Here is a 17,702-nt window from a genome sequence, read left to right on the forward strand (position 1 = left end):
CATCAAACAAATGAATACGCCCGGGTTCCGTTTCACCCGGTCACCCACACATCGCAACGCCCACTACCTTCGTTACATCTCAGTCCGCAACCCAGACGCGTGTCTCACCCGTCGAACACCCGAAAACCTCGCCTGAACATCTCCCCAACAGCGCTCTACCGCCCCGCCCTGAGAAACCCTCGCCCCCGACCGGTACGCCACCCCGTCCCTCCCAACCCGGGGTGCCCTGAACACACCCCGCAACCCACTCAGTGCACGCCCCCGCCGACCCCCGCGCCGCCCGCCGGAGGTTGCGCGCCCTCAGTGGACGCAGCGTCACCGAGAAGGCCGTCCGACGTGCGTGGTGGAGGTCAGCCTTCGAAGAGGGCGATGGTCATGGCTTCGAGGGCGAGGAGCGGGGCCACGTTGCCTTCGATTGCTTCGCGGCAGCCGGTCAGCGCGTCGATGCGGCGGATCGTCTGCTCAGGGCTCGTGCGGCCGGCCAGGTGCTCGATATCCCTGCGCAGTTCCGCGTTGATCAGCTCGGCCCCCGCGCCGGTCTGCAGCACCAGCACGTCGCGGTAGAGCGCCATCATGTCGACCAGCGACCGGTCGAGTACGTCACGTTCCCAGCGCTTGGCCCGGGCCTTCTGCTGGTCCTCGAGCTCCTTCAGCGCCGCGGCGGTCTCCCGCGGCTTCGCGCCCTTCGTCCCCATCCCCAGCGCCTGCTCGAGCTCGGCCCGCTCCTGCTCGTCGACCTTCGCCGCACTCGCCTTGGACTCCGTCTTCGCGGCGTCGACCAGCCGCTGGGCCGCGTTCAGGCACGCCCCGATGTCGCGCAGCTCGAACGGCACCTCGAGCACCTTGCTCCGCCGGCTGCGGACCTCCTCGTCGCGCGCCAGCGCCTTCGCCCGGCCGATGTGCCCCTGCGCCGCCCGGGCAGCGAACCCGGCGAGCTCGGGCTCGACACCGTTCCTCCGGGTCAGCATCTCGGCGACCGCCCCGACCGGCGGCGTCCGCAGTACCAGCAGGCGACAGCGCGACCGGATCGTCGGTACGACGTCCTCGACCGTCGGCGCGCACAACACCCAGACGGTGCGCGGCGACGGCTCCTCGATGCTCTTCAGCAGCGCATCCGCGGCCTGCTCGGTGAGACGGTCCGCGTCCTCGACCACCATCACCTGCCAACGACCCTGCGTCGGGCTCATCGCCGCCCGCCGGACCAGTTCGCGGATCTCGCTCACCCGGATCGACAGCAACTCGGTCCGGATCAGCGACACGTCCGGGTGCGCCCCGCTGAGCGCAGTACGGCAGACCGCGCATTCACCGCAGCCCTGGTTCTCGCACTGCAACGCGGCGGCAAAAGCCCGACCCGCGTTGGACCGGCCGGATCCGGGCGGGCCAGTGATCAGCCATGCATGCGTCATCCCGGCCGTCGCCGCGCCGCTCGCGCCCTTCAGCCGTGCAGTGGCCCCGTCGACAGCTTTCTTCAGTACTGCGACCGCGGGCTCCTGCCCGACCAGGTCGTCCCAAACCGTCATAGCCCCACCTTCGGCAGCATCGGCAGCAAGCGGGCCTGGATCTGCGCGGCGAGCTGCTCGCGGTCCAGGGTCGCGTCGAGAACCAGGTAGTGCTGTGGTTCGGCGGCCGCCAGGTCGAGGAACGCGGTCCGGACCCGCTCGTGGAAGTCGGCGGACTGCGACTCGATCCGGTCCCGCTCCTCGAACCGGCCGAGCCCGCTCTTGGGCGGCAGATCCAGCAGAATCGTCAGGTTCGGCCGCAGATCGTCGGTGGCCCAGCGATTCACCCGCTCGACGTCCGCGAGGTCCAGGTCCCGGCCCGATCCCTGGTAGGCGAGCGCGGAGTCGACGTACCGGTCGGTGATGACGACGGCGCCGGCCTTCAGCGCGGGCTTGATCACCGAGTCGATGTGCTCGGCCTTGTCCGCGGCGTAAAGCAACGCCTCGGCGCGGTGCGAGATGTCGCCGGTGGCGGGGTCGAGCACGATCTGGCGCAGGGTCTTGCCGAGCTCGGTCGCACCCGGTTCGCGGGTCAGCAGGACCTGCTGGCCCTGCTCCTTCAGCCAGCTGACCAGCAGCGCCGACTGGGTGGACTTGCCCGCACCCTCGCCGCCTTCGAGCGCGATGAACAGGCCAGTGGTCGGATACACACCAGGAGTCTTGCCGAAACTGCGGCGCAAGTCGCGCCAGAACGGCACGCCTGGCCGGTCATCCATCTGCCGCCACGCGACCAGCCCGATCACGCCGGCGAGCACGGCCGCGATCAGCATCGTCATCGCAGCGCCGTTGTAGGTGATGGACCTGTCGCCCACCGACAGAGTGTGCTGGCCGATCGCGCCCGCGACGAACGGAGCCACCGCCAGCGTGACCGCGAGCACGGTCCGGACCGCGGACTGGACGAACGCGAACGTCCGCCCGCGCAGGTTGTCCGGTACTTCGAGCCCGAGCAGCGTGTACCCCGAGACCCAGGAAGCTCCCGCGCAGAAGCCGAGCGCGATCGCGATCATCGTGGCGATCTCGATCTGCTGGATCAACGCGAGCCCGGCCAGCCCGATCCCCGAGCCGACCAGCCCCGCGGCGAAGAGGCGCCGGCGGGAGAGGCCGGAGAACAACCGCGGCGCGAAACCCATGCCGAGCGCGAGACCACCGAAGACCGCGCCGAACAGCACGCCGTACCCGGGGTCGCCCGCGTCCAGGTCCTCGACATACGTGCGGCCGAGCCCGATCACGACCGCGCCTGCCGCGAAGGCGCCGGAGATCCCGACGACCAGGCCGCGGACGACCGGAGTACCGGTGACGTACGACCACCCCTCGACCATCGTCCGCCAGATCGTGGGGTGTTCCTCGTGGTCATGGCTGCCGGCCCGGCCGATCTCCGCGACCGAGATGATCGCCAGGCCGGAGACCAGGAAGGTGGCGGCATTCACGTAGACGGCCAGGTCGATCGAGAAGTCGCCGAGACCGCGCGTGACCAGGGTGATCGCGGTGAATATGACCGCCGCCGGCAGCGCAGACCCGTACGTCGTGATCAGGCTGAGCTGGTTCGCGGCCTCCAGGCGGTGCCGGGGCACCAGGTTCGGCACGCTCGCGTCCTTCGCGGGGCCCCAGATCAGGCTGACGATCTCGATCAGCACCGTGGCCACGAGCAACCAGGTCAACGTGCCGACCAGCGGGATCGTGACGAAGAATGCTGCCCGGATCAGGTCGCCCAAGATCATCGTCCAGCGCCGGTCCAGGCGGTCCGCGACCCACCCGGCCACCGGCCCCATCACCAGCGCGGGCAGCACCCGCAGGAACAACACCGCACCGATCGCGAAGTTCGCCGCCTGGTAGTCGTCCCCGGCGAAGTTCTTGGCCATCGCCGTCAGCGCCAACAGCCCGATCCAGTCCCCCAGACTGGACAACCCGAACGCAACCCAAAGCCGCCGGAACGCCCGAATCCGCAACACCGCGCGCAGATCATGCGCCGGTGCAGGATCAGTCAACGGGTCATACACCTCCGGCACGACACGAAGCCTAGTCGGGCGCGTCGACATTCCCCCACGCCACTCCTCCACCGCCGCTCCCATCTGCCCCATGCTCGCTGTGGGAGCAGGCCAGTGGTTGGGAAGTGGATCCTGACCTGGGGACTCTGGGCGCCTAGCTTCGTGGGGTGTCGCGGACTGAGCAGGGGCGGGATCTGGGGACGGTTGGGGTTTGGGCGCCTTGGTGGCTCTGGGAGCAGGAGGGGGAGCAACTAGCGGGGGCTGCGGCTGAGGTGGAGGAGTTGGGGTTCGGGGCTCTGTGGGTGGCGAACGGGCCGGGGATGCTCGAGACGGCGGCGGCGGTGTTGGGAGCGACTGAGCGGATCACCGTCGCGACCGGGATCGTGAATATCTGGGTGCACTCGTCCGAGCAGGTTGCCGCTGGGTATCGGCAGGCTGAGGAGGAGCATCCGGGGCGGCTGCTGTTGGGGTTGGGGAACGGCCCGCGGGAGGCCGCCCAGTGGGCGCTTTCGCCATACCGTGAACTGACGCACTATCTGGATCGACTGGATGCGGCTGGAGTACCGGTCGAGCACAGGATGCTGGCGGCAGTCGGGCCGCGGATGCTGGAACTGGCAGCGGCGAGATCGAGCGGTGCCCATCCGTTCCTCAGTACTCCGGAACACACCGCGCAAGCTCGCGTTGCCCTAGGCAATGGACCGCTGCTGGCTCCGGAGCTGAAGGTGGTCCTGGAGTCGGATCCCGGTACGGCGAGGGCGATTGCCAGGCAGGCGCTGCAGTTCTACCTGAGCAAGCGCGGCTATTCGGGGAACCTGCGGAGGCTTGGGTTCACCGATGAGGATCTGGCGGGCGGCGGAAGCGATCGCCTGGTTGATGCGGTGGTGGCGTGGGGTGATGTGGACGCTGTGATGGGCTGGATCGCCGAGCACCATCAGGCAGGCGCGAACCACGTGGCTGTCCAGGTGCTGAACTGGCAGACGGACGACCCCGACCGCGACAAGCGCCGGCTGCCGCGAGCGCAGTACCGGCAACTGGCCGAGGGGTTGGCGAGCCTCGAACCTCGATGAGCACGGTCAGTGGCGTCCGCCGGGAATCGGCCCGAGCGCAGCCTTCGGTGGCGGCTTGGCACCCTCGACGCGCACGTCGGGGAGCCAGGTGAGCCAGGAGGGCAGGTACCAGTTGCGCTCACCGAGCAGCTTCATCGTTGCCGGGACGAGCATGGAGCGGACGATCGTCGCGTCGATCAGCAGCGCGACAGCGATGCCGAAGCCCATTTGCTGGAAGGCGATGGTGTCGCCCATCGCGAAGCCCCAGAAGACGGCGATGATGATGAGCGCGGCGCCGGTGATGAGGCGGGCTGTCGAGCCGATGCCGAAGGCGATGGCGGCGTCCGTGTCACCCGTCGCCGTGTAGCGCTCACGGATGCGGCTGAGCAGGAAGACCTGGTAGTCCATCGAGAGTCCGAACAGGACGGCGAACAAGAAGAGCGGAACCCAGGCGTCGATCGTCTCGGCCTCGCTCAGCCCCAGGAGCTCGTTGCCGACGCCTTCTTGGAAGACGAGCACGAGCAGCCCGTAGGCCGCTCCGACCGAGAGCAGATTCATGGCGATCGCGGTCGCTGGAACGACGATCGAGCGGAACGCGAGCGTCAGCAGGAGGAAGCTGAGTCCGAGCACGAAGAGGAGCACGAGCGGAAGCCAGAAGTTGACGGTGTCCTGGTAATCGAGTTCCTCGGCGGTGTCGCCGCCGACGTACACCTCGGCGTCAACACCAGCGAACGCGCGGGGGACGACCTCGTCGCGTAGCCCGCGGACGGCCTCGATCGCACCCTCGCTATCTGGGTTGGCCGCGATCGGAACCGTGACACGGGCGACCGTGCCCGCCTCATTCGCTTCGACGACCGGTTCCCCGAAGATCGGGCGGAGCGCGAGTTCCTGCTCGAGCCGAGCCACAGCGCCTTCCAAGGCAGGCCCGCGGACGTCTCCGGCGACCGCGATGTCGACCGGCTCGGTCGACTCCTTCGGAAACTCCTCGCGGAGGAGGAGATAGCCCTGCTTCGACTCGAAGCTGTCGGGAAGCGTCGCCGCCCCCGACGTACCTGTGTCGAGCGCGACCACCGGGGCCGCCAGCGCGAGCAACAGGCCGGCGCCGAGCACGAGGCTGGCGGCAGGGCGGCGCATGACCCGGTGGACGATCGCGCCCCAGAAGCGGCCCTCGCGGCCCGCCTGCTCGGCTGCGCGGCCGAAGAAGGGGATGCGAAGCGCATTCACCCGGTCGCCGAGCAGTGCGAGAACCGCGGGGAGCAGCGTCAGCGCGGCGATCACGGAGACGATCCCGACCAGGATCGCGCCGGCGGCGAGGCTGCGGAAGATCGTGCTCGGAACCAGCAGGAGCCCGAGCATCGCGAGCACGAAGGCGATCCCGCTGAAGAGGACGGCACGGCCGGCGGTGCCGCCCGCAGTGGCGATGGCCTCGAGCTTCGTCTGCTCCCGCAGCCGCTCCTCCCGATAGCGAGAGGGTGAAGAGCGAGTAGTCGATTCCGAGGGCGAGGCCCATGCCGATCAGCATGTTCTGGGTGAAGACGGAGAGGTCGTATGCCTGCGCCAGGAGGGCGACGAGCGCGAGGGCGACCACGATCGAGGCGAGCGCGACCATGACCGGAACAAGGCCCGCGACGACCGTGCCGAAGACGAGCAGCAGGACGAGGAGCGCGAGTGGAGCGCCGAAGAAGAGCTCGCCTTTCTTCAGATCCTCCAGCGAGGCGGCGTCCTCATCGGCGTCCGCCGTCCAGCCGCCGGTCACCGCCGCCCGGTAGCCAGGCTGGTCATCGAGGCGCTGAACCGCGGCGACGACATCGTCCACCTCGTCCTCCCCGTCGCGGCCGAGCGCGACCTGGAGCACCGTCGAGTCCCCGTCCTGCGAAACGAGGCGCCGGTCCTCGCCGTAGGTGACGACGCGGGTCGCCCCGGCCGCGCGCAGCTCATCCGCGAGCGTGTCGACTCGCGCGCGCGTCGCAGCCGCTTCGACCTTGCCGTCCTCGGCCTTCACCACGACGACCTCGCTGATCGCCTCCCCGCTCGCAACCTCCCGGGGAAAGCCCTCCGCGAGGACCCGATCGGCCTCCTTGGACTCGGTCGTCCTCGTGATCTCGGTCTCGCCCTCGAACGCGAGGAGCGTCGCCACCAGCACGAAGGCGCTGACAATGACGACGAGCCACAGCCCGACCACGAGCCACGGCCGGCGGCTACATGCCCGCGCGAGTTTTTCGGTCATGACGCTGACGCTAAGCACGCCTGTGCGGTCTCGCATCGCCCTGCGGGCTCGAACCGCGCTCCGACCAGGGGTGGAGGCCTTCCTACGGCGTCCGGCCCGGAGTGACCACACCGTGGTCGTACGCGAACACGATCGCGGCAGGTCGATCGCGCACACGAAGCTTGGTGAAGATGCTGCCGACACGCGTTTTCACCGTCGCCTCGGCGATGTGCAAGGCCGCGGCGATTTCGGCATTGGTGGCACCGCGCGCCATCAGCCGCAGCACGTCCTGCTCTCGGTTGGTGAGCAGGTCGAGCCGCGCCGCATCCCGTGCCGCCGGGGCAACGACCGTCCGGTACCGCTCGAGCAGCCGCGGCGCGACGGCCGGGTCGAACCAGGCCCCGCCGCCGGCGACCGCACGAACCGCCGCGATCAGATCCTCGGCGGACGAGGTCTTCAGCACGAACCCAGCGGCGCCGGCCTCGATCGCCCCCCACAGCACTTCGTCTTCACCGAAGGTCGTGAGCACGAGGACGACGAGGGGGTTCTCGGCGGCGCGCAATCGCCTCGTCGCGGCGATACCGTCGAGGGCCGGCATGCGAATGTCCATCAGGACGACGTCCGGGCGCAAGCCGGGCAGCTCCTCCACCGCCTGCCTGCCGTCGGCGCACTCGGCCACGACCTCGAACCCGTCCGCAGGCGAGAGGATCCGCGCCAAGCCACCGCGCACGATCGCCTGGTCGTCGACGAGAGCAACGCGGATCATGGCATTCGCGGACCTCCCTCTGGTAGCTCGTTGTCGACCGTCAGCGGAAGCCGGCAGCTCAGCTGCCAACCGTCGGGCGTCGGCCCGGCCACCAGGTCGCCGCCGAGCGCGCTCGCCCGTTCCCCCATACCGATCAAGCCGTACCGAGGTCCCTCGGGATCAGTCGCCCGTACGGTGGCGACGGGTCCGGAGGTCTCGGCCACCAGACGAACGTCCCCGTCTGACAGCTCGAGCCCGAGAACGGTTTGCGCGCGCGGCGCGTGCCGAGCAGCGTTCGCCAGCGCCTCCTGGGCGATCCGGTAGAGCGCGACGCCCATCCCGGGTGAAATCCGAGCGAAGTCTCCTCGCATTCGCAGCTCGACGGCGAGACCCCCGGCCCGAGCCTGGTCGACGAGCGCGGGAATCTCCTTCGTCGATGGGAGCGGCGGTGCCACTCCCGCCTCGTCGTCGTGACGGAGCAGCGTGACCGTACGCCGCAACTCCTCCATGCTGAGGCGGCCCACCTCCTCGGCCGATCGCAGCGCTTCCTCGGCGGACGCCAGGTCGCGGCGCAGCACGTGCCGGGCACTCGTGACCTGGAGCATCACGGCAGCCAACCCATGCCCCACGAAGTCGTGGACGTCACGAGCGATCCGACGGCGCTCGGCCAGCAGCGCCTGCTCGGCCAGCTGACGCCGGGTGCCCTCGAGCTCGACCACGAGTCGATCCTGGCGCGCGACCGCACGACCGACGACCCAGATGAAGACTATCGCCACCAACCAGATACCGACGGCGACCTCCATCGGATCCTGGACCAGGGCCACCAGCACCGGCGTGGCCGCTGCGAGCACACCGAGCGACGCCGCCGCCCCGAGCGACCGAGACCAACGCGCGGCCGCGAAAGCGAGCAGGGCGACATTGAACATGACCGGCTCGAGCTGTCCGGAGCGCTGTGCCACGACGACCGGGACGAATACGCCCACCGAAATGGCGGCGAGCGGCACATTGGGGGCGAAAGCCCACAGGCCGAAAGCGGCGACCGGCACCGCCGCCAGGACGATGTCGGCGGCCGAAGACGGCTGCGTGATCGCCGCGACGAGGCCAAACGCCAGAGAGAACAACGGCACAACGCGGCGTAGGCCGTCAGCTTCGAACCAACCTCGAGCTGAACCCTCTACCACAAGCAGACTGTACTGCGCGACTCTTGACATCGACATCATCCGCGAGGCGAGCACGCCGCCCCGATCATGGTGGATCGGCGGGCGGAGTGAGCTCAGGACCTTGGCCGGGGACTGCGTCGGGAGGTTCGTAGGATCGTCGTGTCCGTGACGCCGTTCATGCTGACCGCGATCCCCACTGTCCGAGCGCGAACCGCGTCCCCTCCCAGTCCTCGAACATCGACCACGAGCCGAAGTGCATTTCCGCGGGCGGCGCTGGGAAGCGCACGCCTCGCCCAGTCAGTTCGGCGTAGGTCTGCTCGATGTCGTCGCACGTCAGGAATACATTCGAGTGCGGCAGCGCGTCGGACACCTGACGCCTCGGCTCGTCGCTGGGACGACGGCTCAGCACGAGCACTACCGAGCGATCGGGCGCCTCGACCTCAATCCAGCGCTCGTCACCGTAGACCTCGTCCAGGACCAGGTCGAACCCGATTGCGCCGGTCCAGAACTGCTTTGCCCGCTCCTGATCGTCGACCGGAACGATGACCTTGGCGACTCCAGTGATCATCGAGAACCCCTTTCAGCAGTCATTACCTCGGGCCCGCGACGACCCGATCTCCACCCGGCCTTCGTCTCCGAATTGATGCGGGAACTGGTCGACTCTTTCGTCGCCGGCCCGCCGGCTTCACCCAGCGATCTCCTCCGGCCCGCGACCGACCTTTTCGGGGGATCTCGGTCGCTCTCGCCATGCCGCAGACGCTGCCACCGCCGGAGCGGTTCCGCATCAGCCCACGGGCCCGAGCTACGCTCCGACTCCAGGTGGAGCGGCGCCGCCGCCGTGCTGTACCTGGTCCGGTCAGGAGAGGCAGACCACCACTTTGCCGAGGGCTCGTCCCTCACCGACGTGAGCAAGCGCGGCGGGAACCTCGTCGAGCGCGAAGGTGCGGTGGATGTGGATCCTGATCTCTCCAGCAACGCAGAGGGCAGCAAGCGGCTCGAACTGGGCCGGCCCCTCCTTGACGGCGAGGATCCCAATTGCGCGACCGGTGAGCCGCCCAACCAGCCAGCCGACGGTGAGCACGCGCAGCAGCGTGGGCACCGACCCACCCGCACTCCGATACGTGCCGCTGGGTGCCAGCGCACGCCGGTAGGCGAACACCGACCGATGCGCGACCAGGTCCAGGATCAGGTCGTACGGCTGGCTGGTCCGGGTGAAGTCGTCCCGGCGATAGTCGATCACGTTGTCCGCGCCGACCGACCGCATGAAGTCCAGCTTGGACGCGTTGTCGACCCCGGTGACGTGAGCACCGAGCCGTTTGGCGAGCTGAATCGCGAAGGATCCCGACCCTCCGCCAGCGCCGTTGATCAGCACCCGCTGACCCGCCACGGCCCTACCCGTGCCCTGCAGAGCGATCGCGCCCGCCTGCGGGATGGTCGACGCCTCAGCGAACGTGAGCCGGGCTGGCTTGTGGGCGAGTGCGGATTCCGGCGCGAGCGCGTACTCCGCGAAGCCACCCATCAGCGTGAGGTTGTCGCCATACACCTCGTCCCCGGGTCGGAACCGGGTCACCCTCTCCCCGACGTCGTCGACCAGGCCGGCGATGTCCGATCCGAGCGTCCTGCGAGCCGGGAAGCGCAGCCCGCCGATCCGGGCGTACGCGGGCGATCCGCGCAGGCACTCCCAGTCGCTGAGGTTGACTGAGGTCGCCGCGATCTTCACCCGCACCTGGCCGGCGGCGGGCGAGGGTACCGGGACGTCCTCGACCCGCAGCACATCGGGAGACCCGTACCGGTCGTAGACGACCGCCTTCACGCCCGCCCCGCGGCCCACCTGGTCATGGCGGCAACGTAGCAGCGCAGGTCGAAGGGATCACGTTGGACGAACGGACGGGGACTAGCCCGGCCCAGCTCGTCCCCCCGCTCAGACCGCCTACAGCTGTTATCGGACCTTGGTGAACCTGACCGACAAGCTCGCTGGTGCGGTGTGGAGTTCGTACGTGCCTGGGAGGGCTGGGCCGCAGGAGTTGGAGCCGATGCCTGCTTGGGCCAGGTCCAGCGTCACGTACGTCGTGTCGCCGGCTACCAGGTCGGGAGTGTGCTTGGCGTTCTGTAGGTCGGCGGTGGTCCAGTTGCGGACTGTTAGGCCGAACAGGGTTGGGGCCGCCTCGATGCGGAGCGGGCCTGCTACTGCCCAGCGGGTGTCAATGTGGTGGCCGTTCTCCTGGGGGCGGACGTAGGGGGTCTGGAGCTCGTCCACCGAGGCGGAGTACTTGCCGACGGCCGCGGCGGCGCGGGTGTCGACGTATGCCTCGCTGGGACCGGTGCCGAACCATTCGACCGCGTCTACTCGCGGTAGCTCGAAGGTGATGCCCAGGCGCGGCAGTGTTGCCGGGAACTGGCCTTCGGGCTCGATGGAGAGGTCCAGGCCGAGTGAGCCGTCCGCGACGTGGGTGAAGCGCCAGGTGGCGACCAGACCCCACTGGAGCGCAGGCGGCGCAGTACGGGTGACTACCTCCCAGGCGCCCTCGTGGACGCCCTCGGACACCACGCGGTGCTGCACGCGGTGCAGGCCCGCTTCCTTCCAGGCGTCTGCGACTCCAGGGATCGCGTCGTTGTCGGTCGGAGCGCGCCAGACGTCCAGGCGCAGGTTCCGGATCGGCAGTTCGCCCAGGCTGATGCCTGCAGCGCTAGCAGTACCGCCCTCGCCCACTGCCTCGGCATTGGCGTGCCGGGCCTCGCCACTGACCCCTGCAGCCTCCGCAGTGTCGCCGGCGTGCCGCGGCCGCTCACCAGTCGGTACGTCGAGCCGCACCTGGCCCCACGCGACCCGGTGACCGGCCTCGGCCCAGGACGTTCCTTCAGTCAGCTCAGCCGTCACGGTCAACCAGGTGTCCGGCTGCCCGGCCTTCTGCTGCTCAGCAATGCCCGGAGGCAGTTCCACCGAGGCAGTCTCAGCCGGAGCAATCGCAGGCACCGGGAGAGTCCCACTGCCGACCTGCTCGCCGCCGATCTCGGTGACGATCCGGAAGGTCAGGTGGCTCGTGTCCAGCACCTCGTAGCGGTTGGTGATGCTGATGCCGCCGTTGCCGTCCGCGGTGATCACCAGCGGCTCGATCACCTTGGTGTACTCGAGCATGCCGGGCGACGGCGTACGGTCCGGGAACAGCAGCCCGTCGCAGACGAAGTTGCCGTCGTGGATCTCCTCGCCGAAGTCCCCGCCGTACGCGTAGAACTCCTGGCCGTCCACCGAGGTCCGCAGGCCGTGGTCGATCCACTCCCAGATGAAACCGCCCTGGCAGCGCGGGTACTTCTCGAACACCGCACGGTAGTCCGACAGCCCGCCCGGCCCGTTGCCCATCGCGTGCCCGTACTCGCACAGGATGAACGGCAGCCCCCGGTACGACGAAGGGTCCTCGCCGATCGCGGCAACTCCCTCAGGCGAGGTGTACATCTGCGAGTAGATGTCGACGAACTCCGCCTGCGTGTCCCGCTCGTAGTGCACCGGCCGGGACGGATCCCGGTCGTGCGCGAACTCGTACATCGCGCGCAGGTTGTCGCCCATCCCACACTCGTTGCCGAGCGACCAGATCACGATGCTCGGGTGGTTCTTGTCCCGCTCGACCATCCGGCGCATCCGCCCGACCAGGTCGTCCTGCCAGCGCGGGTCCATCACCGGGTTCGGCAGCGCGGGCGGCTCCGGCTCGTACCCGAACCCGTGCGTCTCCAGGTCGCACTCGTCCACCACGTACAGCCCGTACTCGTCGCACAGGTCGAGGAAGTGCGGGTGCGGCGGGTAATGACTGGTCCGGACCGCGTTGATCCCGGCCCGCTTCATCAGCAGTACGTCGTCGAGCATGTCCTGCTCGGTCAGGGCGCGGCCGCGGTCCGGGTGGAACTCGTGCCGGTTGACCCCGTTGAAGAGCAACCGGTTGCCGTTCACGGTGAGCACGCCGTCCACGATCGCGACCGTGCGGAACCCGATCCGCAGCCGGACGTCACCACCCTCGCTCCGCAGCACAGCGTCGTACAGGCGCGGGCTCTCGGCGCTCCACGGCTCGACCTCAGGCACCGGAGTGTCGAAGCCGGTCGGGAACTCCAGTCCCAGCTCCGGTACTACGACGGTGCCGGGTACGTCCGAGTCGACCTTCAGCGTACCGGTGCCGTCCACGTAGGACGCGTGCACGAAGACGTCGGTCGGGGCGGACGGCTTGAGCGCGAGCAGGTTCAACTCGCGGAAGATCCCGGACAGCCACCACATGTCCTGGTCCTCGACGTAGCTGCCGGCCGACCACTGGTGCACCCGGACCGCAATCCGAATCTCCTTGCCGGGGGCAACCAGCTCGGTGAGGTCGAACTCGCTCGGAAGCCGCGAGCCGGAGGACCAGCCGACCAGGTTCCCGTCGACGTGGACGGCGAACCGCGAGTCGACTCCCTCGAACCGCAGTACCACCCGCGACCCGTCCCAGTCCGCCGGGACCGTCACGGTGCGGACGTAGTCCCCGGTCGGGTTCGCCGTCGGAACGTGCGGCGGCTCCAGCGGGAAGGGGTAGACGACGTTCGTGTACGCCGGGGCGCCGTACCCGTTCAACTGCCAGTGACCGGGCACGGTGATCGTGTCCCAGGCCGACGTATCCGGGTCCTTCAGGTCGTCCGGCGACTCGGCCAGACTCGGCGAGAGCCGGAAGCTCCAGTCGCCGCTCAGCGAGATCCGGGCAGAATCATCGTCCAGCCGCGCCCGCGGGGGCAGCACACCAGCACCGGGCGCGAAGTCTTCGACGTAACTGTGGTCATGGGTCACAGACATCGACCCTACGACTGATCCGTTCACGAATCCACACCGATGAACAAATATGGACAGATCCTGATACTGCGAACCTCCTCCACCGGTCGCTCCGACCCACCGGGTCTGCTCGGGAATCGGGTCGCGGCGTCGACGTAGGCGTGGGATTGGTTGATCCAGCGGACGGCCACCACTCAGCAACCTCGCCGATAGGTCCCGGGCCAGGCGTCGCCAGGCGTCGCGCCAGAGGGGCGGGTGCGGTTAGTGAGTGCTGGCGGTCCGAGCCACTCCACCAGCCACCGCGACCGTCCAGGCGTCTTGTCAGCCGAGCGCCTGTGGTGGGTCCGAACACCATGCCGGGACCTCGGACAACAAGTGGGGACCCCGCTGCGGGGTTCGTCGCCGCGGTCGCTGAGACATGGGGAGTCGTCGTCGCGGCCGGACAAGCAACAACGTGTCCGAGGTCCCGATTTGGTGTCCTCCCCCCCCCGCGCCCCCGCAGCGAACGACCGCAGGATCGAGGTTCAGCTGTCGAGGCCGGGCCAGTGCCTCGACGACCTCGTCGACATGGGTGCGGAATGCCTGGCCTTCGGCAGCAGGCCGAGTGTCGCGTGCGCGAGTTGCGCATGGCCGAGGACCCCTGCCCCGGTCGTCTGAGTCGACAGGTGAGGCTGAAGCCGGTCGCTGTGGTCAGCCAGAACGGGTTTCACGAGCCGCGAGGAGGAGCGGCGAATCCAGGGTGGGCGGGAGTGAGCGGCGGGGCAGGAACTAGCTGCTGCAGTTGCAGCAGAGGCCGACAAGCGCGACCTGCTCCGGCGCTAGTTGGAAGCCGAGTTCGCGCGACAGCTTCCGGCGGACCGGGTCGAGGATGTCGCCCGCGACGTCGAGCACCGTGCCGCACTCGCTGCAGCGGAGGTGGAGGTGGCGCGGTGCCAGCTCGCCCGCCAGGTGGTACGTCGTGCCGGCGCGACCCAGGTGCACGTGGGTCACCAGGCCGAACTCGCCGAGTGCGTCGAGGGCCCGGTAGACCGTCGCGCGGTGGATGCCTGGCCGCAGTTGCTCGGCTCGTTCGCCGATCTGCTCCGCGCTCAGGTGCTCCTCGGTGCTCGCCAGCACCTCAACAACGGCGAGCCTGGCCGGCGTGACCCGCTCGCCCCGTTCGCGGAGGCGTTGCGCGGTGACCTCGGCCGGGCCCTTCGCAGTACCGGACATCAGGACTTCTTGGCCGCGGTCTTCTTCGCCGTCGTCTTCTTGGCAGCGGCCTTCTTCGTCGGGGTCTTCTTGGCCGCTGTCTTCTTGGTGGCGGTCTTCTTCGCCGTCGTCTTCTTGGCAGCGGCCTTCTTGGCCGTCTTCTTCACCGGTCCACGGGCCCGCTTGTCGGCGAGCAGCTCGGCCGCGCGCAGCAGCGAGATCGTCTCGACCGAATCGTCCTTGCGCAGCGTCGCGTTCGTCTCGCCATCGGTGACGTACGGGCCGAAGCGGCCCTCCTTCACCACCACCGGCTGACCGGACGCCGGGTCCTCGCCCAGCTCCTTCAGCGGTGGTGCCGCGGCGCGACGGCCGCGTTGCTTCGGCTCGGCGTAGATCTTCAGCGCTTCCTCGAGGGTGATGTCGAACATCTGGTCCTCGGTCTGCAGCGACCGTGAGTCGGTGCCCTTCTTCAGATACGGCCCGTAGCGGCCGTTCTGAGCGGTGATCTCGTCCCCGGACTCCGGGTCCTTGCCGACCACGCGCGGCAGCGACAGCAGCTTCAGCGCGTCGTCGAGGGTGACCGAGTCGAGCGACATCGACTTGAGCAGCGAGCCGGTCCGCGGCTTGGCGGACTTCGGGGCGTCCTCGGGCAGCACCTCGGTCACGTACGGGCCAAACCGGCCGGCCTTGGCGACCACCTTGAGACCAGTGTCCGGCGTCTGGCCGAGCTCGAGCTCGACGCCGGAGGGCTGGCTGAGCAGCTCGCGGGCCCTCTCGACGGTCAGCTCGTCCGGCGGCAGGTCCTCCGGCACGTTGGCGCGCTGCTCGTCCTTGTCCTCGACGTACGGGCCGTAGCGGCCGACGCGCACCACGATCCCGCTATCTGCCGGGCCGACCGGGAAGGTCGACATTTCCCTGGCATCGATGTCACCGAGATCACTGACCATCGACTGCAGGCCCTCGATGCCGTCGTCGCCGAAGTAGAACCGGCCCAGCACCCCTTCGCGCTGCAGATTCCCGGCCGCGACGTCGTCCAGCACGTCCTCCATCGACGCGGTGAACGCGTAGTCCACCAGCCGGGTGAAGTGCTCCTCCAGCAGCCGGACCACCGCGAAGGCCAGCCACGCCGGAACCAGCGCGTTGCCCTTCTTGTAGACATAGCCGCGGGCCTGGATGGTGCCCAGGATCGACGCGTACGTCGACGGGCGGCCGATCTCGCGCTCTTCCAGCTGGGCGATCAGCGTGGCCTCGGTGAAGCGGGCCGGCGGCTTCGTCTCGTGACCGGAGGCGATGACCTCGGTCGCGGGCAGCACGTCGCCCTCGCTCACGTCCGGGATCTGCGTCTCGCGGTCGTCGGTCTCGGCGGACGGGTCGTCCGCACCCTCGACGTACGCCTTCAGGAAGCCGTGGAAGGTGATCACCCGGCCGGACGAGGTGAACTCGCAGCTTTCACCCGTCGAGGCCCTGGCGTCGATCTTGATCGAAACGCTGTTGCCGACCGCGTCCTTCATCTGCGACGCGACCGTCCGCATCCAGATCAGCTCGTAGAGCCGGTACTCGGCGCCGCTCAGCCCGGTCTGCGCCGGGGTCTGGAAGTGCTCGCCGGCCGGCCGGATCGCCTCGTGCGCTTCCTGAGCATTCTTCACCTTGGAGGTGTAGACCCGCGGCTTGTCCGGCAGGTACGACGCGCCGTACAGCTCGCGGACCTGCGCCCGGGCCGCGGTGATCGCGGTGTCGGACAGCGTCACCGAGTCGGTACGCATATAGGTGATGTTGCCGTTCTCATACAGCCGCTGCGCGATCTGCATCGTCTGCGAGGCGGACATGTTGAGCTTGCGCCCGGCCTCCTGCTGCAGCGTGGTGGTCCGGAACGGCGCGTACGGCTTGCGGGTGTACGGCTTCGACTCGATCGAACGGACGGTGAAGGAGGAGTCCCGCAGCGCCGCGGCCAGCGCGGTGGCGGTCGACTCGTCCAGGTGGACCGTGTTCTGGCTCTTCAGCTCGCCGGTGGAGGCGAAGTCACGGCCCTGCGCGACGCGCTTGCTGTCCACCGAGACCAGCCGGGACGGGAACAGCCGCGGCGTCTTGCCCTCGCCGGCGTCCAGGGTGGCGTCCAGGTCCCAGTACGAGGCGCTGCGGAACGCGATCCGCTCGCGCTCCCGGTCGACCACCATCCGGATCGCGACGGACTGGACGCGGCCCGCCGACAACTTCGGCATGACCTTCTTCCAGAGCACCGGCGAGACCTCGTAGCCGTACAGCCGGTCCAGGATCCGCCGGGCCTCCTGGGCGTCGACGAGCGCGTCGTTGATGTCGCGCGCACTGCCGACCGCGTCCTGGATCGCCTTCGGCGTGATCTCGTGGAAGACCATCCGCTTGACCGGGATCTTCGGCTTCAGTTCGTCCAGCAGGTGCCACGCGATGGCCTCGCCCTCGCGGTCCTCATCTGTGGCGAGGTAGAGCTCGTCGGCGTCCTTGAGCAGGTCCTTGAGCTTGCGGATCTGCGCCTTCTTGTCCGCCGGTACGACGTACAGCGGGTCGAAGTGGTCCTCGATGTTGACCCCGAGCCGCGCCCAGGGCAGGCCCTTGTACTTGGCCGGGATCTCGTCGGCGCCCTTCGGCAGGTCGCGGATGTGGCCGAAGCTCGACTCCACCACGTACCCGGACCCCAGGAAGCCGGCGATCATCCGCGCCTTCTTCGGCGACTCGACGATCACCAGCCGTCGTCCGGTCGACGTCGCCGCCGACCCGGGTGCTGCCTTGGTCCCAGATGCCCCTGCCACTGCGCTCCTTGCTCTTGCCACTCTCGTCCTGCCCCACAACGTCTGCGGCCGGACCGCCCATTCCCCAGGCAGACCTTTGACACAGACCGACCCGTCCGAGGACAGAGTACGGCCGACAGCAACGCATTTCTCAACGCACGGTAAACGCTCGGAGCGTCGAGACCCTCATCAGCGTTTCAGAAAGTGGTCACGAACCCCGTCCCCCGCGCGTCGCGGGCGCCCCGCCGGACGCCCGAAATCCACCCCCATTTCCCGCGCTCGCGGTCCGGCCGCGGACCGGGGTGTGAGATGCACCTCGGCCCGCGGA

Annotated in this window: 11 protein-coding genes and 1 pseudogene; 1 reads left to right on the forward strand and 11 read right to left on the reverse strand. The window is 68.9% G+C overall.

The genetic code is table 11. From position 1 onward, the window contains the following. Positions 1–350 precede the first annotated feature (350 nt). Together ACFPJ1_RS24045 and tmk are read right to left on the reverse strand one after the other, a co-directional pair. Entirely contained in the window at positions 351–1,520 is a 1,170-nt protein-coding gene (locus tag ACFPJ1_RS24045; RefSeq protein ID WP_380107175.1) for a DNA polymerase III subunit delta', read from the reverse strand. After that, positions 1,517–3,505 carry a dTMP kinase gene (gene tmk, locus ACFPJ1_RS24050; RefSeq protein ID WP_380107176.1) on the reverse strand — a complete coding sequence of 663 codons (1,989 nt, stop codon included), beginning with the start codon at positions 3,503–3,505 and terminating at the stop codon, positions 1,517–1,519. Before tmk ends, ACFPJ1_RS24045 begins: the two co-directional genes overlap by 4 nt. A 146-nt stretch (positions 3,506–3,651) precedes the next feature. Here tmk and ACFPJ1_RS24055 point away from each other — a divergent pair, with 146 nt between their 5' ends. Next, on the forward strand, positions 3,652–4,551 hold the full coding sequence (locus tag ACFPJ1_RS24055; protein WP_380107178.1) for an LLM class F420-dependent oxidoreductase: 900 nt from the start codon (positions 3,652–3,654) through the stop codon (positions 4,549–4,551). A gap of 6 nt (positions 4,552–4,557) precedes the next feature. Here ACFPJ1_RS24055 and ACFPJ1_RS24060 read toward each other — a convergent pair whose 3' ends face one another. The 9 genes and pseudogenes from ACFPJ1_RS24060 to topA form a co-directional block, all read right to left on the reverse strand. Continuing rightward, positions 4,558–5,664 carry an MMPL family transporter gene (locus tag ACFPJ1_RS24060; RefSeq protein WP_380107371.1) on the reverse strand — a complete coding sequence of 369 codons (1,107 nt, stop codon included), beginning with the start codon at positions 5,662–5,664 and terminating at the stop codon, positions 4,558–4,560. Positions 5,665–5,706: 42 nt separating this feature from the next. Next, positions 5,707–6,793: pseudogene (locus ACFPJ1_RS24065) on the reverse strand (efflux RND transporter permease subunit); the annotation flags it as partial. A gap of 46 nt (positions 6,794–6,839) precedes the next feature. Continuing rightward, positions 6,840–7,502 (reverse strand): response regulator transcription factor, encoded by a 663-nt coding sequence (locus ACFPJ1_RS24070; protein ID WP_380107179.1) that lies wholly within the window; start codon positions 7,500–7,502, stop codon positions 6,840–6,842. Next, positions 7,499–8,602 (reverse strand): sensor histidine kinase, encoded by a 1,104-nt coding sequence (locus ACFPJ1_RS24075; RefSeq protein WP_380107180.1) that lies wholly within the window; start codon positions 8,600–8,602, stop codon positions 7,499–7,501. The genes ACFPJ1_RS24070 and ACFPJ1_RS24075 overlap by 4 nt, the downstream gene beginning before the upstream one ends. A gap of 214 nt (positions 8,603–8,816) precedes the next feature. Beyond that, the gene (locus ACFPJ1_RS24080; protein WP_132190325.1) at positions 8,817–9,209 is read right to left on the reverse strand and encodes a glyoxalase superfamily protein; all 393 of its coding nucleotides are present in this window, start codon (positions 9,207–9,209) and stop codon (positions 8,817–8,819) included. A 288-nt stretch (positions 9,210–9,497) separates the two neighbouring features. After that, positions 9,498–10,472, reverse strand: coding sequence for an NAD(P)-dependent alcohol dehydrogenase (locus ACFPJ1_RS24085; protein ID WP_380107181.1), 975 nt, complete (start codon positions 10,470–10,472; stop codon positions 9,498–9,500). 108 nt (positions 10,473–10,580) lie between these two features. After that, complete coding sequence (locus ACFPJ1_RS24090; RefSeq protein WP_380107182.1) at positions 10,581–13,445, reverse strand: glycoside hydrolase family 2 TIM barrel-domain containing protein; 2,865 nt, start codon at positions 13,443–13,445, stop codon at positions 10,581–10,583. Positions 13,446–14,189: 744 nt separating this feature from the next. Continuing rightward, entirely contained in the window at positions 14,190–14,633 is a 444-nt protein-coding gene (locus ACFPJ1_RS24095) for a Fur family transcriptional regulator (RefSeq protein WP_380107183.1), read from the reverse strand. Then, positions 14,633–17,395 (reverse strand): type I DNA topoisomerase, encoded by a 2,763-nt coding sequence (gene topA / locus ACFPJ1_RS24100; RefSeq protein ID WP_380107184.1) that lies wholly within the window; start codon positions 17,393–17,395, stop codon positions 14,633–14,635. Before topA ends, ACFPJ1_RS24095 begins: the two co-directional genes overlap by 1 nt. Between the last annotated feature and the right edge of the window lie 307 nt (positions 17,396–17,702).

It is taken from the genome of Kribbella qitaiheensis, from assembly GCF_042657745.1.
GTDB lineage: Bacteria > Actinomycetota > Actinomycetes > Propionibacteriales > Kribbellaceae > Kribbella > Kribbella qitaiheensis.